The organism is Dyadobacter sp. 22481 (assembly GCF_052044875.1).
In the GTDB taxonomy this organism is placed as follows: Bacteria; Bacteroidota; Bacteroidia; order Cytophagales; family Spirosomataceae; genus Dyadobacter; species Dyadobacter endophyticus.
In genome coordinates, this window is the sequence record NZ_JBQENV010000003.1 from 1,121,351 (window position 1) to 1,140,042 (window position 18,692).

Annotated in this window: 15 protein-coding genes; 14 read left to right on the top strand and 1 reads right to left on the bottom strand. The window is 48.4% G+C overall.

The genetic code is table 11. The features are described 5' to 3' along the window. Positions 1-53 precede the first annotated feature (53 nt). Positions 54-1,925: a DNA topoisomerase IV subunit B gene (locus ACTJJJ_RS23320; protein ID WP_440703174.1), complete on the bottom strand. Its 1,872-nt coding sequence runs from the start codon at positions 1,923-1,925 to the stop codon at positions 54-56. A 276-nt stretch (positions 1,926-2,201) separates the two neighbouring features. On the opposite strand from ACTJJJ_RS23320, the gene ACTJJJ_RS23325 reads away from it, so the two are divergent. Genes ACTJJJ_RS23325 through ACTJJJ_RS23390 form a run of 14 tightly spaced genes read left to right on the top strand, consistent with a single transcriptional unit; the run spans position 2,202 to position 18,641 of the window. Then, on the top strand, positions 2,202-4,733 hold the full coding sequence (locus ACTJJJ_RS23325; protein ID WP_426291715.1) for an SLBB domain-containing protein: 2,532 nt from the start codon (positions 2,202-2,204) through the stop codon (positions 4,731-4,733). A 2-nt stretch (positions 4,734-4,735) separates the two neighbouring features. Continuing rightward, complete coding sequence (locus ACTJJJ_RS23330; protein WP_426291716.1) at positions 4,736-5,830, top strand: hypothetical protein; 1,095 nt, start codon at positions 4,736-4,738, stop codon at positions 5,828-5,830. Between the two features lie 2 nt (positions 5,831-5,832). Further along, positions 5,833-6,666 (top strand): ABC transporter permease, encoded by an 834-nt coding sequence (locus tag ACTJJJ_RS23335; RefSeq protein WP_188936119.1) that lies wholly within the window; start codon positions 5,833-5,835, stop codon positions 6,664-6,666. Between the two features lie 17 nt (positions 6,667-6,683). Further along, a complete protein-coding gene (locus tag ACTJJJ_RS23340; RefSeq protein ID WP_188936121.1) occupies positions 6,684-7,940 on the top strand; it encodes an ABC transporter ATP-binding protein in 1,257 nt (418 codons plus the stop codon). Further along, positions 7,933-9,015: a DegT/DnrJ/EryC1/StrS family aminotransferase gene (locus tag ACTJJJ_RS23345; protein WP_188936123.1), complete on the top strand. Its 1,083-nt coding sequence runs from the start codon at positions 7,933-7,935 to the stop codon at positions 9,013-9,015. The genes ACTJJJ_RS23340 and ACTJJJ_RS23345 overlap by 8 nt, the downstream gene beginning before the upstream one ends. A 4-nt stretch (positions 9,016-9,019) precedes the next feature. Beyond that, entirely contained in the window at positions 9,020-11,077 is a 2,058-nt protein-coding gene (locus ACTJJJ_RS23350; RefSeq protein ID WP_440703175.1) for an ArnT family glycosyltransferase, read from the top strand. A gap of 8 nt (positions 11,078-11,085) precedes the next feature. Then, the gene (locus ACTJJJ_RS23355; RefSeq protein ID WP_440703176.1) at positions 11,086-11,784 is read left to right on the top strand and encodes a WbqC family protein; all 699 of its coding nucleotides are present in this window, start codon (positions 11,086-11,088) and stop codon (positions 11,782-11,784) included. Positions 11,785-11,786: 2 nt separating this feature from the next. Then, positions 11,787-12,443 (top strand): acetyltransferase, encoded by a 657-nt coding sequence (locus ACTJJJ_RS23360; protein ID WP_188936129.1) that lies wholly within the window; start codon positions 11,787-11,789, stop codon positions 12,441-12,443. A 41-nt stretch (positions 12,444-12,484) separates the two neighbouring features. Beyond that, a complete protein-coding gene (locus ACTJJJ_RS23365) occupies positions 12,485-13,708 on the top strand; it encodes a glycosyltransferase family 4 protein (protein ID WP_440703177.1) in 1,224 nt (407 codons plus the stop codon). After that, the gene (locus ACTJJJ_RS23370) at positions 13,705-14,688 is read left to right on the top strand and encodes a glycosyl transferase (RefSeq protein ID WP_188936132.1); all 984 of its coding nucleotides are present in this window, start codon (positions 13,705-13,707) and stop codon (positions 14,686-14,688) included. Before ACTJJJ_RS23365 ends, ACTJJJ_RS23370 begins: the two co-directional genes overlap by 4 nt. After that, a complete protein-coding gene (locus ACTJJJ_RS23375; protein ID WP_440703178.1) occupies positions 14,688-15,443 on the top strand; it encodes a DUF5672 family protein in 756 nt (251 codons plus the stop codon). Before ACTJJJ_RS23370 ends, ACTJJJ_RS23375 begins: the two co-directional genes overlap by 1 nt. A gap of 6 nt (positions 15,444-15,449) precedes the next feature. Continuing rightward, positions 15,450-16,403, top strand: coding sequence for a hypothetical protein (locus ACTJJJ_RS23380; protein WP_440703179.1), 954 nt, complete (start codon positions 15,450-15,452; stop codon positions 16,401-16,403). Positions 16,404-16,413: 10 nt separating this feature from the next. Further along, entirely contained in the window at positions 16,414-17,298 is an 885-nt protein-coding gene (locus ACTJJJ_RS23385; protein WP_188936138.1) for a glycosyltransferase family 2 protein, read from the top strand. Continuing rightward, positions 17,295-18,641 (top strand): hypothetical protein, encoded by a 1,347-nt coding sequence (locus tag ACTJJJ_RS23390; protein WP_440703180.1) that lies wholly within the window; start codon positions 17,295-17,297, stop codon positions 18,639-18,641. The genes ACTJJJ_RS23385 and ACTJJJ_RS23390 overlap by 4 nt, the downstream gene beginning before the upstream one ends. Positions 18,642-18,692: the final 51 nt, after the last annotated feature.

Sequence of the window (18,692 nt, forward strand, 5' to 3'; positions counted from 1 at the left end):
AAGAACTTCCCGGCCTGATATTACTTGACCACGCCAAAGATAATGCACGGGGGCTACCCTGCGAGCGCGAGTTCTTCAACGTTCTTCTCCACTTTGAGATTATCGATGATAAATCGCTGTCTCTCAGGCGTATTCTTGCCCATAAAATAACTCAGCAGTTTCTGAATGGACGTTTCCTTTTGAAGGATCACCGGTTCCACACGCATATCTTCTCCGATAAACCGGCCGAACTCTTCCGGTGAAATCTCTCCTAATCCTTTAAAGCGGGTAATTTCCGGCTTACTGCCCAGCTTGTCGATGGCGGCCTGCTTTTCCTCCGGGGTGTAACAGTAAATAGTTTCTTTCTTGTTACGGACCCGGAACAACGGCGTTTCGAGCACAAACAAATGTCCGTTCCGAACCAGATCCGGGAAGAATTGCAGGAAGAAGGTCATCAGCAGCAAACGAATGTGCATACCGTCTACATCGGCATCGGTAGCGATGATAATGCGGTTGAAGCGAAGATTTTCCACACCGTTTTCCACGTCCAATGCGTGTTGCAGCAGGTTAAACTCTTCATTTTCATAAACAATCTTTTTCGTAAGCCCGAACGAGTTGAGCGGTTTACCGCGCAAAGAGAATACCGCTTGCGTCTGAATATCCCTCGATTTGGTGATGGAACCGCTCGCCGAATCCCCTTCCGTGATAAAAAGTGTGGTTTCGTAGCGCTGGTCACTTTTCAAATCGGTGAGATGCAGGCGGCAGTCGCGAAGCTTTTTGTTATGTAAATTGGCCTTTTTGGCACGGTCGTTGGCGAGTTTCTTGATCCCTGCCAGCTCCTTACGCTCCCGCTCCGACTGCTCGATCCGTTTTTTCAATGCATCGCGCGCTTCGGGATTCATGTGCAGGAAATTATCCAGCCTTTCTTTGACGAAATCGTTAACAAATGTTCTTACCGTAGTGCTGTTCGGGTCGGGTGTGATGGTGTTGGAACCGAGCTTGGTTTTAGTTTGAGACTCGAAAACCGGCTCCTGAACGCGGATCGCAATGGCGCCGATGATGGACGAACGAATGTCTTCGGGGGCATAATCTTTACCGAAATGTTCGCGAACGGCTTTAACAACTGCTTCCCTGAATGCAGCGAGATGGGTACCTCCCTGTGTCGTATACTGACCATTCACAAACGAGTAGTATTCTTCACCGTACTGGTTACCATGAGTCATCGCCATTTCAATGTCCTCACCCTTCAAATGAATGATCGGATACCGCAAAGTTTCCGCGTCGGATTTGCTTTTCAGGAGGTCGAGCAGGCCGTTTTGGGAGAAGTATTTCTGCCCGTTAAAATTGATCGTCAACCCTGCATTCAAATAGCAGTAGTTCCAGATCATGTTATCGAGGTACTGCGGAATGTAACGGAAGTTCTTAAAAATAGTACCGTCCGGCTCAAACGCTACGTGCGTGCCGTTCCGTTGGCTGGTAGTGCCTTCCGGCGATTCACTCACAAGCGCTCCCTGGTTAAACTCCGCACTCTTAGTCTTGCCGTCGCGGAACGATTGCACCTTGAAATGAGCAGAAAGTGCATTCACCGCCTTGGTACCCACGCCGTTCAAACCCACCGATTTCTGGAAGGCCCCCGAGTCGTATTTACCACCGGTATTGATCTTCGAAACGCAGTCCACGACTTTTCCGAGCGGAATACCGCGGCCATAATCGCGCACTTCCACGCGGTGTTCGGAGATCTTTATCTCAATTGTTTTGCCATTACCCATCATGTGCTCGTCGATCGAGTTATCGACCACTTCCTTCACCAACACGTAAATTCCATCGTCCACCGACGAGCCGTCCCCGAGCTTTCCGATATACATCCCGGGTCTGAGGCGGATATGTTCTTTCCAGTCAAGCGACCGGATACTGCTCTCGTCGTACTGAACATTTGTACTTTCCATATTTATAACTATTCTTTTAGGAGTATTATCGCTTTTGGAACTGGTATTTTAATAATTTGAATCTTTTGTCGTTACCCTGTTATACCTTTGCAGGGGTCCCTTGGGAAGGGAGCCCGATTAATAGAAATTCTTTAAAAATAGGAAAAATCTAATTTACTTTGCCATGATATACACTACCACAATATTACGTGTACTCGAATCCCAAATTCAAAAATACTAGTCTTACACATAGTTTTAATGAATTTTCAGACTTTCAATAGTACAATAATTCTTCTTATGAACAGATCCAGGTTGGCTAAAAGTTATAAATCTATACTTCCCTATTTCCTGAGTTTAATCATTTCACTACCCGCTTTTTCACAGGTTACTGCCCCGACAGCCCCTTCTGGGAACGCTCCGGCGTCTAACGGCGCCCAGGGCACAACGCAGTCAGGCCCGAGAGGTAATAGCACAGGCACCACTGGCTCTGGTAACACACAATCGGGCCCAGGCGGGCAGCAAGGCGGAAATCAGCAGGGAGGCAATCAGCAATCGGGTAACCAGCAGCAAGGAAACGACGGCCAGGGTGGCGACAAAGGTAAAAACGCCGCTAACCAGAACAGCCAGAACACCGAAGGCGGTGACCAGAGCAAAGTCAACACCAGCACGAGCACCGCGATGACTCCCGAAGAGCAAGCCAAAGAATCGCTTCGTCAGAAAATCTATGGCTACTCGATATTTGCGGATAAAAAATTAGGGCTAATTCCTGACTTACAGATCGTTACACCAACAACCTACGTTGTAGGCCCGGGTGACGAATTGAAGATCTACCTCTATAACTACGCCGAAAGCACTTACGAAACGATTGTCAATAAAGACGGGTTCATCAGTATCCCCCGTGTCGGTAACGTAATGGTCGCAGGTCGTACAATTGAAGAAATCAAGAAAATCCTGATCGACAAGTTTGCCAAGTTTGTACCGGGAATGATCGGCACAGGCGGCGAAACGGCACGCACCAAACTGATGGTTACCCTTGGAGAAGTGCGATCGGTGAAAGTTTTTGTAACGGGAGAAGTGATTAACCCAGGCACTTACACGGTATCTTCCCTCTCCTCCGCATTCAATGCATTGTACCAGGCTGGTGGCCCTAATGAAATTGGATCTTTCCGCGAAGTACGTGTTGTTCGCCAGGGCAAGGTCGTGTCGAGAATGGATATTTATGATTACCTCGTAAATGGTAAGATCGACGGCGATATCCGTGTTCAGGAAAATGACAACGTCGTAGTCGGCTACTACCTGAAACGCGCCGAAATCGCCGGTATGGTGAAACGTCCGGGCATTTATGAATTGAAACCAGAAGAAAAACTGGGCGATGTAATCCGTTATTCAGGCGGTTTCAGCGACAAGGCTTACCGCGCAAGATTGAAGATACAACGCATTACTTCCAGGGAGCGTAAAATCCTGGACGTGCCCGAAGACCAGTACGACAGCTTCGAAATGGCCACCGGCGACTCGATCAATGTAGAGACCGTGCTTGACCGCTTCGAGAACATTGTAAATATCGAGGGTGCGGTAATGCGCCCCGGCCAGTACTCGCTCGACAACAGCCCTACGTTGAAAAAGTTGATCGAAAATGCACAGGGAATGCGTGAAGACGCATTTGTGGGACGTCTGAACGTACTGCGCACCCGCGAAGACCTGACCATCCAGACAATCCCCATTAACTTTACCGATGTGCTGAACGGCACAACTCCCGATCTTGTGCTCACCCGCCTGGATCAGGTTATAGTTCCTTCGAAATTCGAAATGGCGGAAACTGCCTTCGTAAGCGTTGAAGGGGAAGTTAACAATACCAAAATCGGCGAGAACGAAGGAAAATTCCCTTACACTACCGACATGACACTCGAAGACGTACTCGTACAGGCAGGCGGTTTGAAGGAATCGGCTTATACGTCGGAGGTCGAGGTGGTCAGAAGAAAAAGAAATTCGGTAGCCGGTGCGGCAAATGCACAGATTTCGGAGGTTTATAAATTCAATGTAAACCGCGACCTGTCCCTGAATGCGAAAGCAACCAATTTTGTGCTCTTCCCGTTCGACCAGGTGATCGTCCGCAAGTCGCCCAACTATGTTGAACAACAGACTGTTTTTGTTGAAGGAGAAGTGCTAGTGACCGGCCCCTATACGATTGTCAACAAGAATGACAAGATCAGCGACATTATCAAAAGAGCCGGTGGACTGACCGAGCTCGCTTATCCGGAAGGAGCAACCCTGCTGCGTCGTACGGTTGTGAAAAACCTCGAAGAGGCTGTGGACTACGAGCAGGTTCAACAAACCGAAAAAAGCATCAAACAAGGAACGCTTACCGGTGACCTGCCGAACGTGAAGGAAGAGAAAATCGGTATCGTTTTGAAAAACATTCTGAAAAATCCGGGTTCATTCGAAGACCTTGTGGTTCAGGAAGGTGATATTATCCGTATTCCTAAGCGCCTGGAAACCGTTCAGGTAACCGGCTCGGTACTTTACCCTACTACCGTGAAATACGGCAAAGGGATGAACTTCTCGGACTACATTTCGCAATCGGGTGGTTTTACGGTGCAGTCGCTCAGAAAGAGCTCGTACATTAAGTATCCTAACGGCAATATCGATCGGACGAGAAGATTCATGTTTTTCAATGTGTACCCGAAAGTACAGCCTGGATCGGAGATCTTCGTTCCGACAAGAAATGCTCCTGCATTGAGTACACAGCAGACTATTTCAACAGCTACGACCCTGTTGAGTTCAATTATGGGATTAATTGTAACAGTATTGGCATTCCGTTCACTTAAGTAACTATGGCGACAGCGACCACACAAGAAATTCCGGAAGACGAGCTATCTCCAAAGGAAGTCGTCGAGAAAGTACTAGTAGTTAAAGATGCATTGATCCGTAACTGGAAATGGATGTTGCTCCTGCCTATTGCTGGCTTTGGTATTGGCTTCGCTATGGATACTTATCAGAACAAACCACCCACCTACGAAGCCAACGTGGTGTTTAACCTCGGTGCAGCGGGAGCGAGTTCCGGTCTGGGTGACATGGCTGGCCTGTTGGGCCTGGGCGCGCAGCCGGACGCGAATATCTTTACCGGAGAGAACTTCTTCTATTTCGTAAAGTCCCGTCCGGTATTGGAACGAACCCTGATGAAAGAAATAGAAATCAACGGAAAAAAACAGATTCTGGCTAACTTTTATATCGATTCGAGCGGTATTAAAACTTCCGATTGGGCAGACTATCCCGATTTGCAGAAATTCCAATTTACGACGAATGATATCAAAAAACTGGACATTAATTCGCGCATAAACCTCAATACCATCGTAAAGCGTACAGCCGAGGCTACCGAGATCGCTTCGCTCGACCGCAAGTCGTCTTTCACCTCGCTTTCCACCAAAATGGAGAACGAACACCTCGCAGGATTGTGGGTGACTACCCTTCTGGAAACTGTGGAAGAAATGTACACCGAAAACCAGACCCAGAAAACAAGGAAAACGCTCCGTTTGCTCAACCACCGTGCAGATTCACTCGCAGTGGTACTGGGAATTGCGGAGCATAAGCTGGCCAGACAACTCGATTACAGCGCGCAGATCATGATACCGGAAGCCAAAGTATCGGCCAACAGCGCGGAAAGAAAATCGTCCTTCCTGCAACAGCTGTATTACGAAGCAATGGCCAATGCCGAGAAAATGCGTATTTCTCTCGTAAAGGAAGCTCCTCTGTTCACAGAGATCGAAGGTATTAAAGTGCCTCTGGATGTGAAATATGAAGACAAGCGCAATGCTAAAATCGGGGCATTGGCAGGTTTGATGATCGCACTGATCTTCGTTTATTTCAGAACAGTGTTTTCTTCACCAACCACCACCACTACCGTGCGTAAGGAGGCAGTAACGGCGTAATCATGGCAACTCAACACTCTATTACAATCAAGGCCGGCGGGTCTGAGAAGGATTATTGGAAAGACCTCTGGCTCAACAAGCAACTCCTCTGGATCCTATCGAAACGCGATATTTCCGTTCGCTACAAACAAACCCTCCTCGGCGTGGCGTGGAGCGTCTTGCGACCGCTCATGACGATGATTGTCATGGTATTCGTGTTCAGCTACCTGGCCAAAATCAAAAGCGACCCGGGTATTCCCTATCCTTTGATGGTATTGAGCGGGCTGACGATCTGGACATTTTTCGCAAACACGTTCACTCAGATCAGTAACAGCATTCTCATCAACTCCAATCTCGTTTCGAAGGTTTACTTCCCGAGATTGCTTATGCCGCTCAGCTCTGTTGCTGTCGGTTTCGTCGATTTTATGATCACATTCGGGATATTTCTGATCCTGACACCATTCTTCGATCACCCTATCAGCTGGAAGATCGTGTTTCTTCCTTGCTTCATTTTACTTACATTTATTACATCAATGGGCTTTGGCCTGTTTTTTGCGGTGCTAAATGTGCGCTTCCGCGATATTGGTCAGTTAATCCCGTTCATGGTTCAGGTTGGGATGTACGCCTGCCCTGTCGCTTACAGCAGTACGCTTGCGCAGGGTACATGGTTCGAAAAATATTATAATCTGAACCCGCTGGTGGGTATCATCGACGGTTTCCGCTGGTGCCTGTTGGGAGATAAGGCTTACTTTAATCCGGATAGCCTGTATTCCACAGCAGCAATTTCATTGATTATACTGATCGTGTCGCTGATCTATTTCCGCAAAAAGGAGAACACTTTCGTTGACCATATCTGAAACAATCACACTTGGGCATGTCTGTAATTGTAGCTGAAAATATCAGCAAAAAATATATCATCGACCACCAACGCAAAAACGGCTCGTCCGGTTTACGCGACATTGTTTCCGAGACGGTTAATAAATTGTTCGGCAAACAAGAGAAGAATGGTTTCGCTGAGAAAGAAGAATTCTGGGCATTACAAGATGTCAACTTCTCCATCGACAGGGGCGACCGCATTGGTATCGTTGGCCATAATGGCGCAGGAAAATCCACGCTGCTGAAAATCCTCAGCCGCATTACCGAACCTACCACCGGCCAGATCAAGATCGATGGCCGCATTGCCAGCTTGCTGGAAGTGGGGACCGGCTTTCATCCGGAATTGACGGGACGCGAGAATATTTTCCTGAATGGAGCTATTCTGGGAATGTCAAAGGGCGAAATCCGCGAGTCATTTGACGCTATCGTTGATTTTGCTGGGGTTGAAAAATTCCTTGATACGCCCGTTAAAAGATATTCTTCGGGGATGTACGTCCGTCTGGGTTTCGCGATCGCGGCGCACCTTAATCCCGAGATCCTGATTGTGGACGAAGTACTCGCCGTAGGCGATACCGAGTTCCAGAAGAAATGTCTCGGCAAAATGCGTGACGTTTCGGAAAGCGGCCGCACTTTGCTTTTTGTGAGCCATAACCTGACCGCCATCCAGGCGCTTTGCAACAAGTCATTCTATTTTGAAAAAGGCCGGCTGATCGACCAGGGCGAAACAACGCATATTGTAACGAACTATCTCAGCAAGGTTTCGCATAAATCCCTTGAAAAGCATTGGGACAATATCGAAGCCGCTCCCGGCAACGACCAGGTCCGCGTGAAGAGCTTCAAACTTTTCCCGGAATACCAGGACGACCTTACCCATATTGATGTCCGTACGCCGATCAACTTCCAGTTTGAGTTCTGGAACCTGGTAGAAGGCGCTTCACTGAACCTGAGCATGCACTTGTACACGTTTACCGGTGAATGTATCTTCAACGTAGGCACCACGGCTGAAAACTTCTCGAAAGGTATTGTCAGCGGCACCTGCGAAATCCCCGGCAACTTCCTGAACGACGGTTCCTACGTCGTTTCGATGATGATCGTGAAAGATACGAGCACCGTGCTTTACAATATGGAGGAAGCCCTTGTTTTTGATATTGAGGATTACCGTGAAAATGTGACCTGGTATGGCAAATGGCCCGGATATATTCGTCCTCAACTCAATTTTTCTATTCGCCAATCTGAACACGTAGTGAATGATTAACGTCACTAAAACCTTTCTACCTGATCAGGAAGAATATCTGCAATATGTCCGTGGAATCTGGGAACGGGGTTATCTGACCAACAACGGACCACTTTTACAACAGCTCGAAGGACAGCTTAAAGAATATCTGAACGTCGATCACCTGTACTTCTGTGGTAATGGAACGATCGTTCTGCAAATCGCGATCAAGGCGCTTGAACTGAAAGGCGAGATCATCACGACGCCCTTCTCCTACTGTGCCACTTCCAATGCGATTTTGTGGGAAAACTGCACGCCTGTTTTCGTGGACATCGATGCTTCGACATTCAATATCGATGCGGAGCTGATCGAGGCGTCCATTACACCGGCAACATCGGCGATCCTCGCGACGCACGTCTACGGAAATCCCTGTGACGTAGAGGCCATCGAGGCGATTGCCAAAAAACACAACCTGAAAGTTATTTACGACGCCGCGCATGCATTCGGCGTAACTTATAAAGGAAAATCACTGCTTTCCTACGGCGACCTGAGCACTTGCAGCTTCCACGCCACGAAAGTTTTCCATACGATCGAAGGCGGTGCATTGATCTCCAACCATCCCGAGCTCGACCGCAAACTGCATTTGCTGCGTGCGTTCGGCCACCAGGGCGACGAGCATTATGAATTCGCGGGAATCAATGGTAAAAACTCGGAATTCCATGCGGCAATGGGTTTGGTAAACCTTCCGCAGGTGCCGGCGATCATCCAGGCGCGCAGGGACGTTTTCGACGCCTATGACGGCCTGCTCAATTGGGATATTCTGTTTAAACCCACATTGAGCGCCGACATCGAATATAACTACGCTTATTATCCGGTAGTGTTCCCTTCGGAGGCGGTTATGTTCAGGGTAATGGAGGCATTAAAAGTGGAAGAAATCATTCCAAGGAGATATTTTTATCCGTCGCTTAACACCCTTTCATTCATGCCAAGGCAAATTGCCTGCCCTGTTTCCGAGGATATCGCGGCAAGAGTGTTAAGTTTGCCATTATATGTAGGGCTTCCTTACGAAGATATTGAAAGGATTGCCCGCATTATCAACGGTCATTTATCACCATAGTAGCATGGTCATTTTTTATTGGCTAACTTTTTTCCTGTTTTTATACGGTATCAGCTTTGTTGCAAAAAAAATTGCTCAACCTTCGCTCACGGAGCTGATTATTACCTTCTTCATTCTATTTGTCGGTAGCATTATCCCTACCGGCTTTATTTTGTCGGCGCTGGATCTTACCGCGAACGTATTCGCATGGATCGGCGGCACTTTCGGTATTCTCGCATTACAGTACCTGCTCTGGACAAAGCTCGTACCACAACAAGCGCATTATACCATTCGCGGGCTGATCGCTAACCGGCTGAGCACATTCCGGCTCTGGACCAGGGAGCTATCCGTTTACCTGAAAGTGATTTTCGGTGCGATGTTCCTGACGTTCGCGATCATTGGAATAACCAACCTGATCCTCGTGCTATTTACCGCTCCCAATGAATGGGACAGCATGACCGGGCACCTGAACCGCGCTATCCGCTATATTCAGCGGGGCACTATGGAGCATTTCGGCGGGGCCAACTGGAACATGGATACCTATCCGAAGAGCCTCACCACGATCCATATTTACTCCTACCTGATCAGCGGGGACATTGAAAATTCATTTAAACTCATTCACCAGCTATCGTACTACGTAACGCTGGCGTCGGTATTCGGTATAGCACAAAGGATTGGAAGGAACCTGTCGGCCAGCTTTTTCTGCGCATTGGCATATAGCGTGTTCCTTGATTTCCTGATGCAGGCCGTTACAACGGAAACGGACATTGTTCTGACGGCCTATCTGAGCTGCCTGCTGTATTTCCTATTTACCTATTTCACCAACCGCGACAACCGCTACCTCTATCTTACAGGAATCACATTCGCGATCGTTACCGGTCATAAGGCTACATTTGCCTTGCTCATGCCATCGGTATTCGTGATCATGATCTATACCGTATTCCTGGCACCGGGTTTTAAAGTGTTTTTTGAAAGGACTTTAAGGCTTGGCCTCGCGATCGCGTTTTTTGCGTTGATTTATACTATTCCAACCGGCTATATCCGTAATATCCAGGTTTTCGGCCATCCCATTGGCCCTCCTACAGCCCGGTACCACCAGTCGTATGAGCGCGCAGGAGGGGCAGCTAACCTGTTTGAACAGGGCAGCCGGAATGTGATCCGCTATACCTATGATTTCTGTAACCTCGACGGCATCCGGAATGCGCAATGGGGTTATGACCTGAATACCGCCATCAGGAAGCCACTGGTAGTTCTGGAAGATAAGCTGCGAATGCGCCTCGACGAGGAGGCTGATTTCACTATCGTCCCATTTTCGTTCCAGCGCGGATTTTATTATTACAATGCGAATCCCTACTGGGGCGTATTCGGATTTGCCTTGATCCTTCCGCTGATGCTGTTGGTACTGATCCGCGTTTTCAGATCGCGCGTGCATTTCTTCCTGGTCATTGCATTTTGTCTTAACCTCGCGGCGATCTCCTATTCTGCGGCCTATGATCCGTTCAAAGGCCGATACTTTATGGAGGCCGGGCTTTTTGGTGTACTTTTCCTGCTCCTGCTTTTCTCACATCACCGTTTATCGATCATCAAGCCGCGCAGGAATGTCTGGAAAGGCTACATTATGGTGGTTGTAGGACTGGCATGTATTTCCGGGATTATGGCTGTTTACCTGAATATCCGCTGCCTTCCGCTGCCATCCTACGGCATGGAATCGGCATTGACGATGGATCGTATTCCTTACCAGACATTCGCACGACCGGACATTACAAAGGCTTACGTCCGTTTCGATTCCATCGTGCCGGAGAATGCAACCGTGGCGCTCGCTACCGTGAACAGCGATTTTGAGTACCCGCTCTACGGTAAGGACCTGACCCGGAAACTGATTTCAATCAATCCTTTCGAAGAAGGCCTGCGACCTATTCCCAAAGATGCTGATTACCTGTTCTATGCCCGCAAGGTGATCAACGACACGAGTAAGATACGTGCATTACCGACCGATATCCGGCTCGGCTCCGACACCACCTTGTATCACCGAACCTTTTTGAGTGAGAAGGGGGAAGATTATTATCTGAGAAAACTCAAATAGCCCAAGCCATGACTATTGCCATCATGCAGCCGTATATTTTCCCATATATCGGCTATTTCCAGCTGATCGATGCCGTGGACAAGTTCATTATTTACGACGATGTGAACTTCATCAACAAGGGTTGGATCAACCGGAACAACCTGCTCGTCGGTGGCAAGGCGCATCTTTTTACCATTCCGTTGAAAGACGCCAGCCAGAATAAACTGATCTTCGAAGTGGAGCTTGCCAAACATGAGCAGTGGCAGAAAAAGTTATTGAAAACCATTCAGCAATCATATCAGAAGGCACCCTGTTATCAAAAGGTTTTTGAACTGATAGAAGAAATCGTAAATTTAGAAGTTGATTCAATCAACGAGCTATCTATATACGCATTAAAAAAAACTTGCGCATACTTGGGCATAGGCACGGAGATTGTTCCCTCTTCAGCGATATATAACAATAAACACCTGAAAGGACAGGACCGGATTCTGGATATCTGTAAACAGGAGCAAGCAAACCACTACATCAATCCGATTGGCGGAGTGGAATTGTACGACAAAGGCAAATTTGAAAACGAGGGAATAAGACTGGACTTCATAAAAAGTATATCTAGCCCGTACCCCCAATTTAAAAATGCTTTCGTACCTTGGTTGTCTGTTATAGACGTTCTGATGTTTAACGGCCCGGATGGCTTCAGGAAACAATTAGAGGCATACGAACTTATTTAGGAATGGCGAAGATTATCGTTTTTGGAGTACTCGACACAGCAGAACTAGCGCACTATTACTTAACCCATGACTCTGATCATGAGGTTGTTGCATTCGCCGTCAATCGCCAATACATCGAACAAGACACTTTCCACGGCCTACCTGTGGTAGCATTCGAAGATGTGGAAAGTATTTTCCCGCCTTCCGAATACAAGTTCTTTGCCCCTATGACCGGCCGCAATATGAACCGCAACCGCGAGGCGATTTACAACCACGCCAAAGCGAAAGGCTACCAGTTCATTTCCTATATCAGTTCCCGTGCGACGATCTGCAATAATGTGATCGGCGAGAACTGTTTTATTCTCGAAGACAATACGATCCAGCCGTTCACGACCATCGGTAACAACGTCGTGATGTGGAGCGGCAACCATATCGGCCATCACGGCCAGATCAAAGACCACGTCTTCTTTACTTCGCATGTGGTGCTTTCGGGGCATTGTGTGGTAGAATCGTACTCCTTCTTTGGAGTGAACGCCACCATCCGCGATTACACGACCATTGCGCAGGGAACATTGGTGGGGATGGCATCGGCCATCATGAAAGAAACCGAAGAATGGGGCGTCTATGTCGGAAATCCTGCGAAAAAGGTACCCGGAAAGATGAGCTACGAAGCTTATTGAGACGATCCGGTGACGAAAGTTTGAGCTAGCTAATATCGGTAATGGACCAGAAGAAAATACTTTTTGTAAGTCATGATGCTAACAGGGCAGGAAGTCAGTTGCTGTTGCTGCAGTTATTGAGGCTATTGAAAGAACGCGGCGTCCCGATGCACCTGCTGCTCTGTAACGGAGGTGAACTTGAAGCGGAGTTTGAGGACGTAGTAGGTGTTACGCGCCTTCATCAAAACAAAAAGATTACCACGCCTCCCTTCACCGGCAAGCTCCTCCGCAAGACCAACCTGCTGAAAATTTATGAAGAACGCTCCCTGCAAAAAGGCAACGAAAGGGTACTGGCGGAACTGGAACAGCAGAATATCGGCCTCGTTTTCATTAATTCCATTGCCAACGCGGAGGTTTATTATGACTTTCTGAAATCCTTTCACGACTTGCCGCTGGTACTCTTTGTACATGAGCTGGCGATGTCGGTGAAAATCTATACCCAGGAGGAGCAACTGGCTTTTCTGCTTAAAAAGACTGATCGCCTGATTGCCGTCTCCAATGCGGTAGCCGATCATTATATCCGGAAATACGATTTCCCCGCGACGCACGTAAGCACTTTCACGCTTATCGACCATGAGCGGATTGATCAGCGATTGCTTGCGGTACAGCACGATATTCTCGAAAAAACCTATAAAATCCCCGAAGACGCCATTGTGATAGGTGGCTGCGGAAACGCCGAATGGCGCAAGGGCAACGACATTTTTAACTGGATCGCCAGCAGGGTGATCCGCAAAACACAGCCACTGCCCGTTTACTTCGTGTGGGTGGGCGCAGGCCCGCAGCATGAGATCTACGAGTTGATCGAAAGCGATATCCGGCTAATGGGATTGAGCGACAAAATCATCCTCATTCCGCCAACTCCGCGTGCGCTCGACTACATTAACCGCTTCGACGTGCTACTATTGAGTTCCCGCGAAGATCCTTATCCGCTCGTGGTGATGGAAGCCGCATTGCAGGAAATTCCTGTGGTTTGCTTTGAAGACGCCGGCGGCGCACCGGAACTGATCGAGGGCGATGCCGGTTTTGTAGTTCCGTATATGGATATCTCGGCAGCTTCGGACGCGATCATCCAGCTGATCCTCGATCCGTCGCTACGGAACACGCTGGGGCAGAATGCCCGTAAAAAAGTCTTGGAAAGGCATAACACGGACAAAAGCGTAGCGAGCGTCGAAGCCATTATTCAAAAGTATCTACCTATGCAGGTTTCGGAACAGCACAATCAATGACCATTGCCTTTACCATTTGCTCCATCAATTACCTCGCGCAAGCCCGGACATTAGGAGACTCGCTGAAAGCGACCAATCCCGATGTCCGGTTTTTCATTGGCCTGGTAGACACACTTCAGGGAGTTGCATTTGAAGACTCCTATGCGCACGACTACCCGATGATCGAGATCGACAAGATTGAAATCCGCGATTTTCAGGAGATGTGCGCGCGTTACAATATTACAGAGCTTAATACCGCGGTAAAGCCGTTTTATTTCACCTATTTCTTCAAACATTACCCCGAGGCAAAAAACGTCATCTATTTCGACCCGGATATCATTGTATTTCAGCCATTAACAGGCCTTACCGACTCGCTGGCGAAACACAATGCCGTGCTTACACCGCATATCAACACGCCGATCAACGACCGACTGATACCCAACGAGTTGCATCACCTCAATACGGGCGTTTATAACCTCGGCTTCGTGGCATTCAGCCGTTCCGAAGAGAATGACCGGTTTATTTCGTGGTGGGAAGAGAAACTGCGCTACGAATGCCTGATCGACCTCTGTAACGGACTTTTTGTTGATCAGAACTGGATGAATTTCCTGCCCGTCTTTGTCCCGAATACCCATATTGAAAGAAACCCGGGCTACAACGCAGCTTACTGGAATTTGCACGAGCGTGACTTTTCGCAGCGCGACGGCCATTGGTATGTCAACGAAGAAAATCCCCTGATCTTCTTCCATTACAGCGGGTACGACCCCGCCAAACCCGACATCCTCTCGAAATACCAGAACCGCTTCGAGCTGAACGCCCGCACCGACCTGACCGAGCTTTTTGCATTATACAAAAACAGCCTGATCAGCAACGGGAACGCCTATTACCGCAATTTCCCCTGCTCCTACATCAAGCCCGCGCCTGTGCGTCGTTACCAGCGTGTGAGGAAATATCTCAAAATGCCTGTCAATTATCTGATCGGCAAGCTGCAAACGATCTGATGAAAGAGCTGGTTACCGTTATTATTCCTATTCTTGAACGCCAGATTGACCCAACGGAGGAAAAGATGCTGCATCACGCATTGGATATCCTGGCGGAATATCCGATCATATTCATTGCGGGAGAAGGCGCCGATCTATCGGTAGTGCGCGAACATGCCGAAAATATCGATGTCGTGCATTTCCCAAAGCATTTTTTTCAGTCGAGACAGCATTTGGGCCGGCTTTTCCTCATGTCGGATTTTTACGACCGGTTCAACTGGTGCGACTTTTTACTCATCCATGAACTGAACAGTTGGGTGGTTAAAGATGAACTGTATTATTGGTGCAAGCAGGGTTATGATTATTTCAAAACAGGTTCTGCGCTGGCTCATGCCGGTGGTGCACCGGGTATCCTGAAACGCATTTCGGGACTTTCCGAGGAAGAAAAACGATTATACGGGTCGGGTTATGCCGACAACGGGCTTTACCTTTGCCGGATCGAGCGGATGACGGCTACTTTGAAAAGCAAGAAAAAACTGGCGCACGAATACCGCCACAATGCGAATTTACCTTATGCCGATTCGCTGTTCTGGGAGCTGGAAGCCAATCGCTTTTTACCGCATCTGAGAACACCCACCGACATTGTGCGCAGCCATTTCGCGCAATATGGTGTCCAATATCAAAATGGCACAACGTTACCTTTTGCTTTGACGGGCATTTCGCATAACAACATCGGTGAAATACCCTTCTTTAAAACTTTGCCTGAAACGGAATAGTCGTTCATGAATATTATATACACAGTCTGTAACCGTACCAACCTGGCGCATGCGCTGGCGCTGGCGGATTCTGTGTTACAGCACCAACCCGACGATGTTTTTTACCTCGGACTGGTTGATTCCATTAGTATTAACAACCTTCCGGAGCGTGTAAAGCTTCTTCCGGTGGCCGCATTAGCTATTCCCGGCTGGGATACAATGGTTGCGGATTATTACGATTTCGAATTACTGCCCGCCTGCCGTCCCTGGTTCGCGTTGGAAATATTGAAGAAGCACACCGAATGCAGACAACTCACGTTCCTGGCACCGACGGTGCAGCTCAAAAAGACATTCAATAGCTTGCTGGATGCCGGCTCTGAGATGTTTTTGACACCCAATATTTCGGTTCCTTTGAAAAAATCGCCCATTCTGGACGACAAACGCATTCTGAATGCAGGCATGTACCACTCGGGAAGCTGGACATTGCGACCTTCGGGGAAAACCACACCCGTGCTGGAATGGTGGGCGCAGCGGACTATCGACCGCGCCAATTTCGATCTTTGCAATGGCATGAATACCGATCAGCTTTGGCTCAATTATGTGCCGGTTTGGGTACCTGCGACGCAGACACTGCATAATCCCGGCTGGCATTATGGTTTGAATGCAGTTTTGAACAAAATGCTCGTTGCAAAAAATGACGGTTACGAGGCCGATGGACAACCACTCATCTCGCTCGACTTTGCAGGGCTTGGGCATTTCGATCCAATCTGGTCAGATCACGCGGGGTTGGTTGCCGAAAACAAGGCATTTCAGACATTGTTCATGGAATACCAGCGCATTGTAGTGAAAAAGAGGTACGACCTGGAAGTCAGCGGCCAACCGGCATTTGGAAAACATGCCGATATCCTACCCAACCGGTTAATGAGAAAAGGCATTGCCGCGAAATTGAAGGAGTTGACTAGATATATCGATCAGTTTTAAACAGGATTCCATGCATTTTTTAGAACAAATCACACAGGACCTGCGGAACTCCGTATCAGCACTGAAACCGGCCACGGCAGCCGCCAACGCGCAGCGGTATCCGAAACTGACGGTCATTACACCTTCCTACAACCAGGCGGCATTCCTCGAAAGAACAATCCTGAGCGTGCTTAACCAGGGATACCCCAATCTCGAATATATCATCGTCGACGGCGGCTCGAACGACGGCAGTGTAGAAATCATTAAAAAATACGAAAAACACCTCTCCTGGTGGGTTTCGGAGAAGGACCGCGGGCAGGTTCACGCCATCAACAAGGCGCTGGAACGGGCGACGGGCGAGTATATCAGCTTCCAAAATTCCGATGATGTATATTTTCCCGGTACTTTCGCTCGTTTTGGAGAAGCAGCTTTGAAATACCCGGTCGATATCCTGTATGGCGACCTGTACATGATCACCACCGACGACGAAGTGACCGAAATACTCAAAACAACTTCTTACGACTTCGATTGCCAGATCCTGGAAGGGATGCAGATCCATAACCAGTCGCTGTTTTTCAAGCGCTCACTGGTAGAAAAATATGGGATGTTCGATGAATCGTTCCGTTTTGCATTCGACTACGACTTCATTACACGGTACACGTCGCACAAATCGACTACGACTAAAAAGATCGATGGCCTCGGGGGCGCATTACGCGTACATGCGGAAGCGAAGTCGTCGACCATCGCGACAACCGTCGGCCGTGAGGAACATGCTAGGGTACAAAAATTGTACATTTCAACGAACGGTTCCCCGGTAGTCAACAAAATGAAGTATCTTTGGTGCCGCGTCCGTAAAATTGCCTATTTCATTCTGCGGTTAGATATTCAGTACATCAGATTCAGGCTTTCCAGATGAATTGGAGCTTATTTAATGTAGCCAACAATTTTAATTATCTCCGGTATTCGATGGGCATCGCGATGATGTTCAACGGGTTTCCGCTGATATTTTTCATTCGCGATACACTCGGCATTGGGCCTGCGAGCAGCGTTTTTACCGCGATTTTCTTTTCGCTCGCGCTGGTGCTGATGGTCCCGCCAACGCTTTTCAAACGACTTTACAAGCCGAATATCATCCTGATCAACCTCGGAGCGGGATTTCTGCTGCTCACCCTCTGGTACTTCATGTTCATGAACCACCAGGGAAAGGCGGTAGCGGATATCGGTAACTTCGTGTTCACATTCGGGTTCCTGGCATTGCTCATGCACGTCCCTAACGACGTGAAAGACACGCTGATACAGGTACTTTTCCTGTTTTCATTCTTTACAAACATTACTCTTGTTTACTCACTCATCACCGACCCGAACTGGACGCCGGGGATGCGGGCTGCGGTAAATTTCGCCAACGAAGGTGCCCAGCCGGGCGGTAACCCGCACATTACGGCGCGCAATGGAGTTATTACCCTCCTGTCTGCGATGGTATTGCTCGGTAACACCAAGCATCTGCTCACGAGGCTATTCCTGTTTTTCTCGATGTTGTTTGGAATGGGCGTGGTGGTACTATCACTCGCGAAATCAAGCTACCTGGGCCTGGGGATCGCTTTCGGAGCGTACTTTCTCTTTCATTTCAAATTTTCGGACATTACTTCGGCCATCGGCAGTGCCTTTAAGTTCAGGAATATGGTGTTTATCATACTCATATTACTGGCGATCAACTATTTTCTGTCACGCTATGGCAATATTCTGAACCTGCTTCTAGGCTATTGGGATATTTTCCAAGACCGGATCATGAACGTGATCTTTACTTCCACCGGGGTGAGGCTTTCGGAAGAAGCGGATGTCGATTATTCGGCGATGGGACGGGTGAGTGGTTTCGGAGAATTTTTGGAAACACTGTATTCATGGGACATCTTCCTCGGCAGGGGTTATAAGAACGACTATCTGGACGTTCCGCTGCTCGAATCCTGGGTAAACCACGGAATTTTCGGGTTTATCTTTTTTGCCAGCTTCAACTTCTTCATGTTCCTGTACGTGATCCGCGAGGTACGCCGCCATACCAATCCGCTGACGACCTTTCTGGCGTACTTTTTCCTGTCGATGGTGGTGCTGCTCTTTACCGGTGGCCGGCCCTACGATATTGCGTTCTGGTTCCCCTATTCGGTGATGATCCGTTTTCTGGGTATCAAATACCTCGACACCGTACCACGTCTGAGAAAAATTATCAGACCCCAGCCGCAACCCATAAGCACCATAACCACCTGACACGCTCCCCCGAGCCGGGGAACCTTCCCGGAAGGTTCCAGCATTCCACGC

Excerpts from the sequence above, each read along its gene's own strand:
- ACTJJJ_RS23375 (WP_440703178.1), top strand. The coding sequence starts at position 14,688 with ATGAAAGAGCTGGTTACCGTTATTATTCCTATTCTTGAACGCCAGATT.
- ACTJJJ_RS23360 (WP_188936129.1), top strand. The coding sequence starts at position 11,787 with ATGGCGAAGATTATCGTTTTTGGAGTACTCGACACAGCAGAACTAGCG.
- ACTJJJ_RS23345 (WP_188936123.1), top strand. The coding sequence starts at position 7,933 with ATGATTAACGTCACTAAAACCTTTCTACCTGATCAGGAAGAATATCTG.
- ACTJJJ_RS23325 (WP_426291715.1), top strand. The coding sequence starts at position 2,202 with ATGAACAGATCCAGGTTGGCTAAAAGTTATAAATCTATACTTCCCTAT.
- ACTJJJ_RS23385 (WP_188936138.1), top strand. The coding sequence starts at position 16,414 with ATGCATTTTTTAGAACAAATCACACAGGACCTGCGGAACTCCGTATCA.
- ACTJJJ_RS23340 (WP_188936121.1), top strand. The coding sequence starts at position 6,684 with ATGTCTGTAATTGTAGCTGAAAATATCAGCAAAAAATATATCATCGAC.
- ACTJJJ_RS23365 (WP_440703177.1), top strand. The coding sequence starts at position 12,485 with ATGGACCAGAAGAAAATACTTTTTGTAAGTCATGATGCTAACAGGGCA.
- ACTJJJ_RS23320 (WP_440703174.1), bottom strand. The coding sequence starts at position 1,925 with ATGGAAAGTACAAATGTTCAGTACGACGAGAGCAGTATCCGGTCGCTT.
- ACTJJJ_RS23335 (WP_188936119.1), top strand. The coding sequence starts at position 5,833 with ATGGCAACTCAACACTCTATTACAATCAAGGCCGGCGGGTCTGAGAAG.
- ACTJJJ_RS23390 (WP_440703180.1), top strand. The coding sequence starts at position 17,295 with ATGAATTGGAGCTTATTTAATGTAGCCAACAATTTTAATTATCTCCGG.
- ACTJJJ_RS23380 (WP_440703179.1), top strand. The coding sequence starts at position 15,450 with ATGAATATTATATACACAGTCTGTAACCGTACCAACCTGGCGCATGCG.
- ACTJJJ_RS23330 (WP_426291716.1), top strand. The coding sequence starts at position 4,736 with ATGGCGACAGCGACCACACAAGAAATTCCGGAAGACGAGCTATCTCCA.
- ACTJJJ_RS23350 (WP_440703175.1), top strand. The coding sequence starts at position 9,020 with ATGGTCATTTTTTATTGGCTAACTTTTTTCCTGTTTTTATACGGTATC.
- ACTJJJ_RS23355 (WP_440703176.1), top strand. The coding sequence starts at position 11,086 with ATGACTATTGCCATCATGCAGCCGTATATTTTCCCATATATCGGCTAT.
- ACTJJJ_RS23370 (WP_188936132.1), top strand. The coding sequence starts at position 13,705 with ATGACCATTGCCTTTACCATTTGCTCCATCAATTACCTCGCGCAAGCC.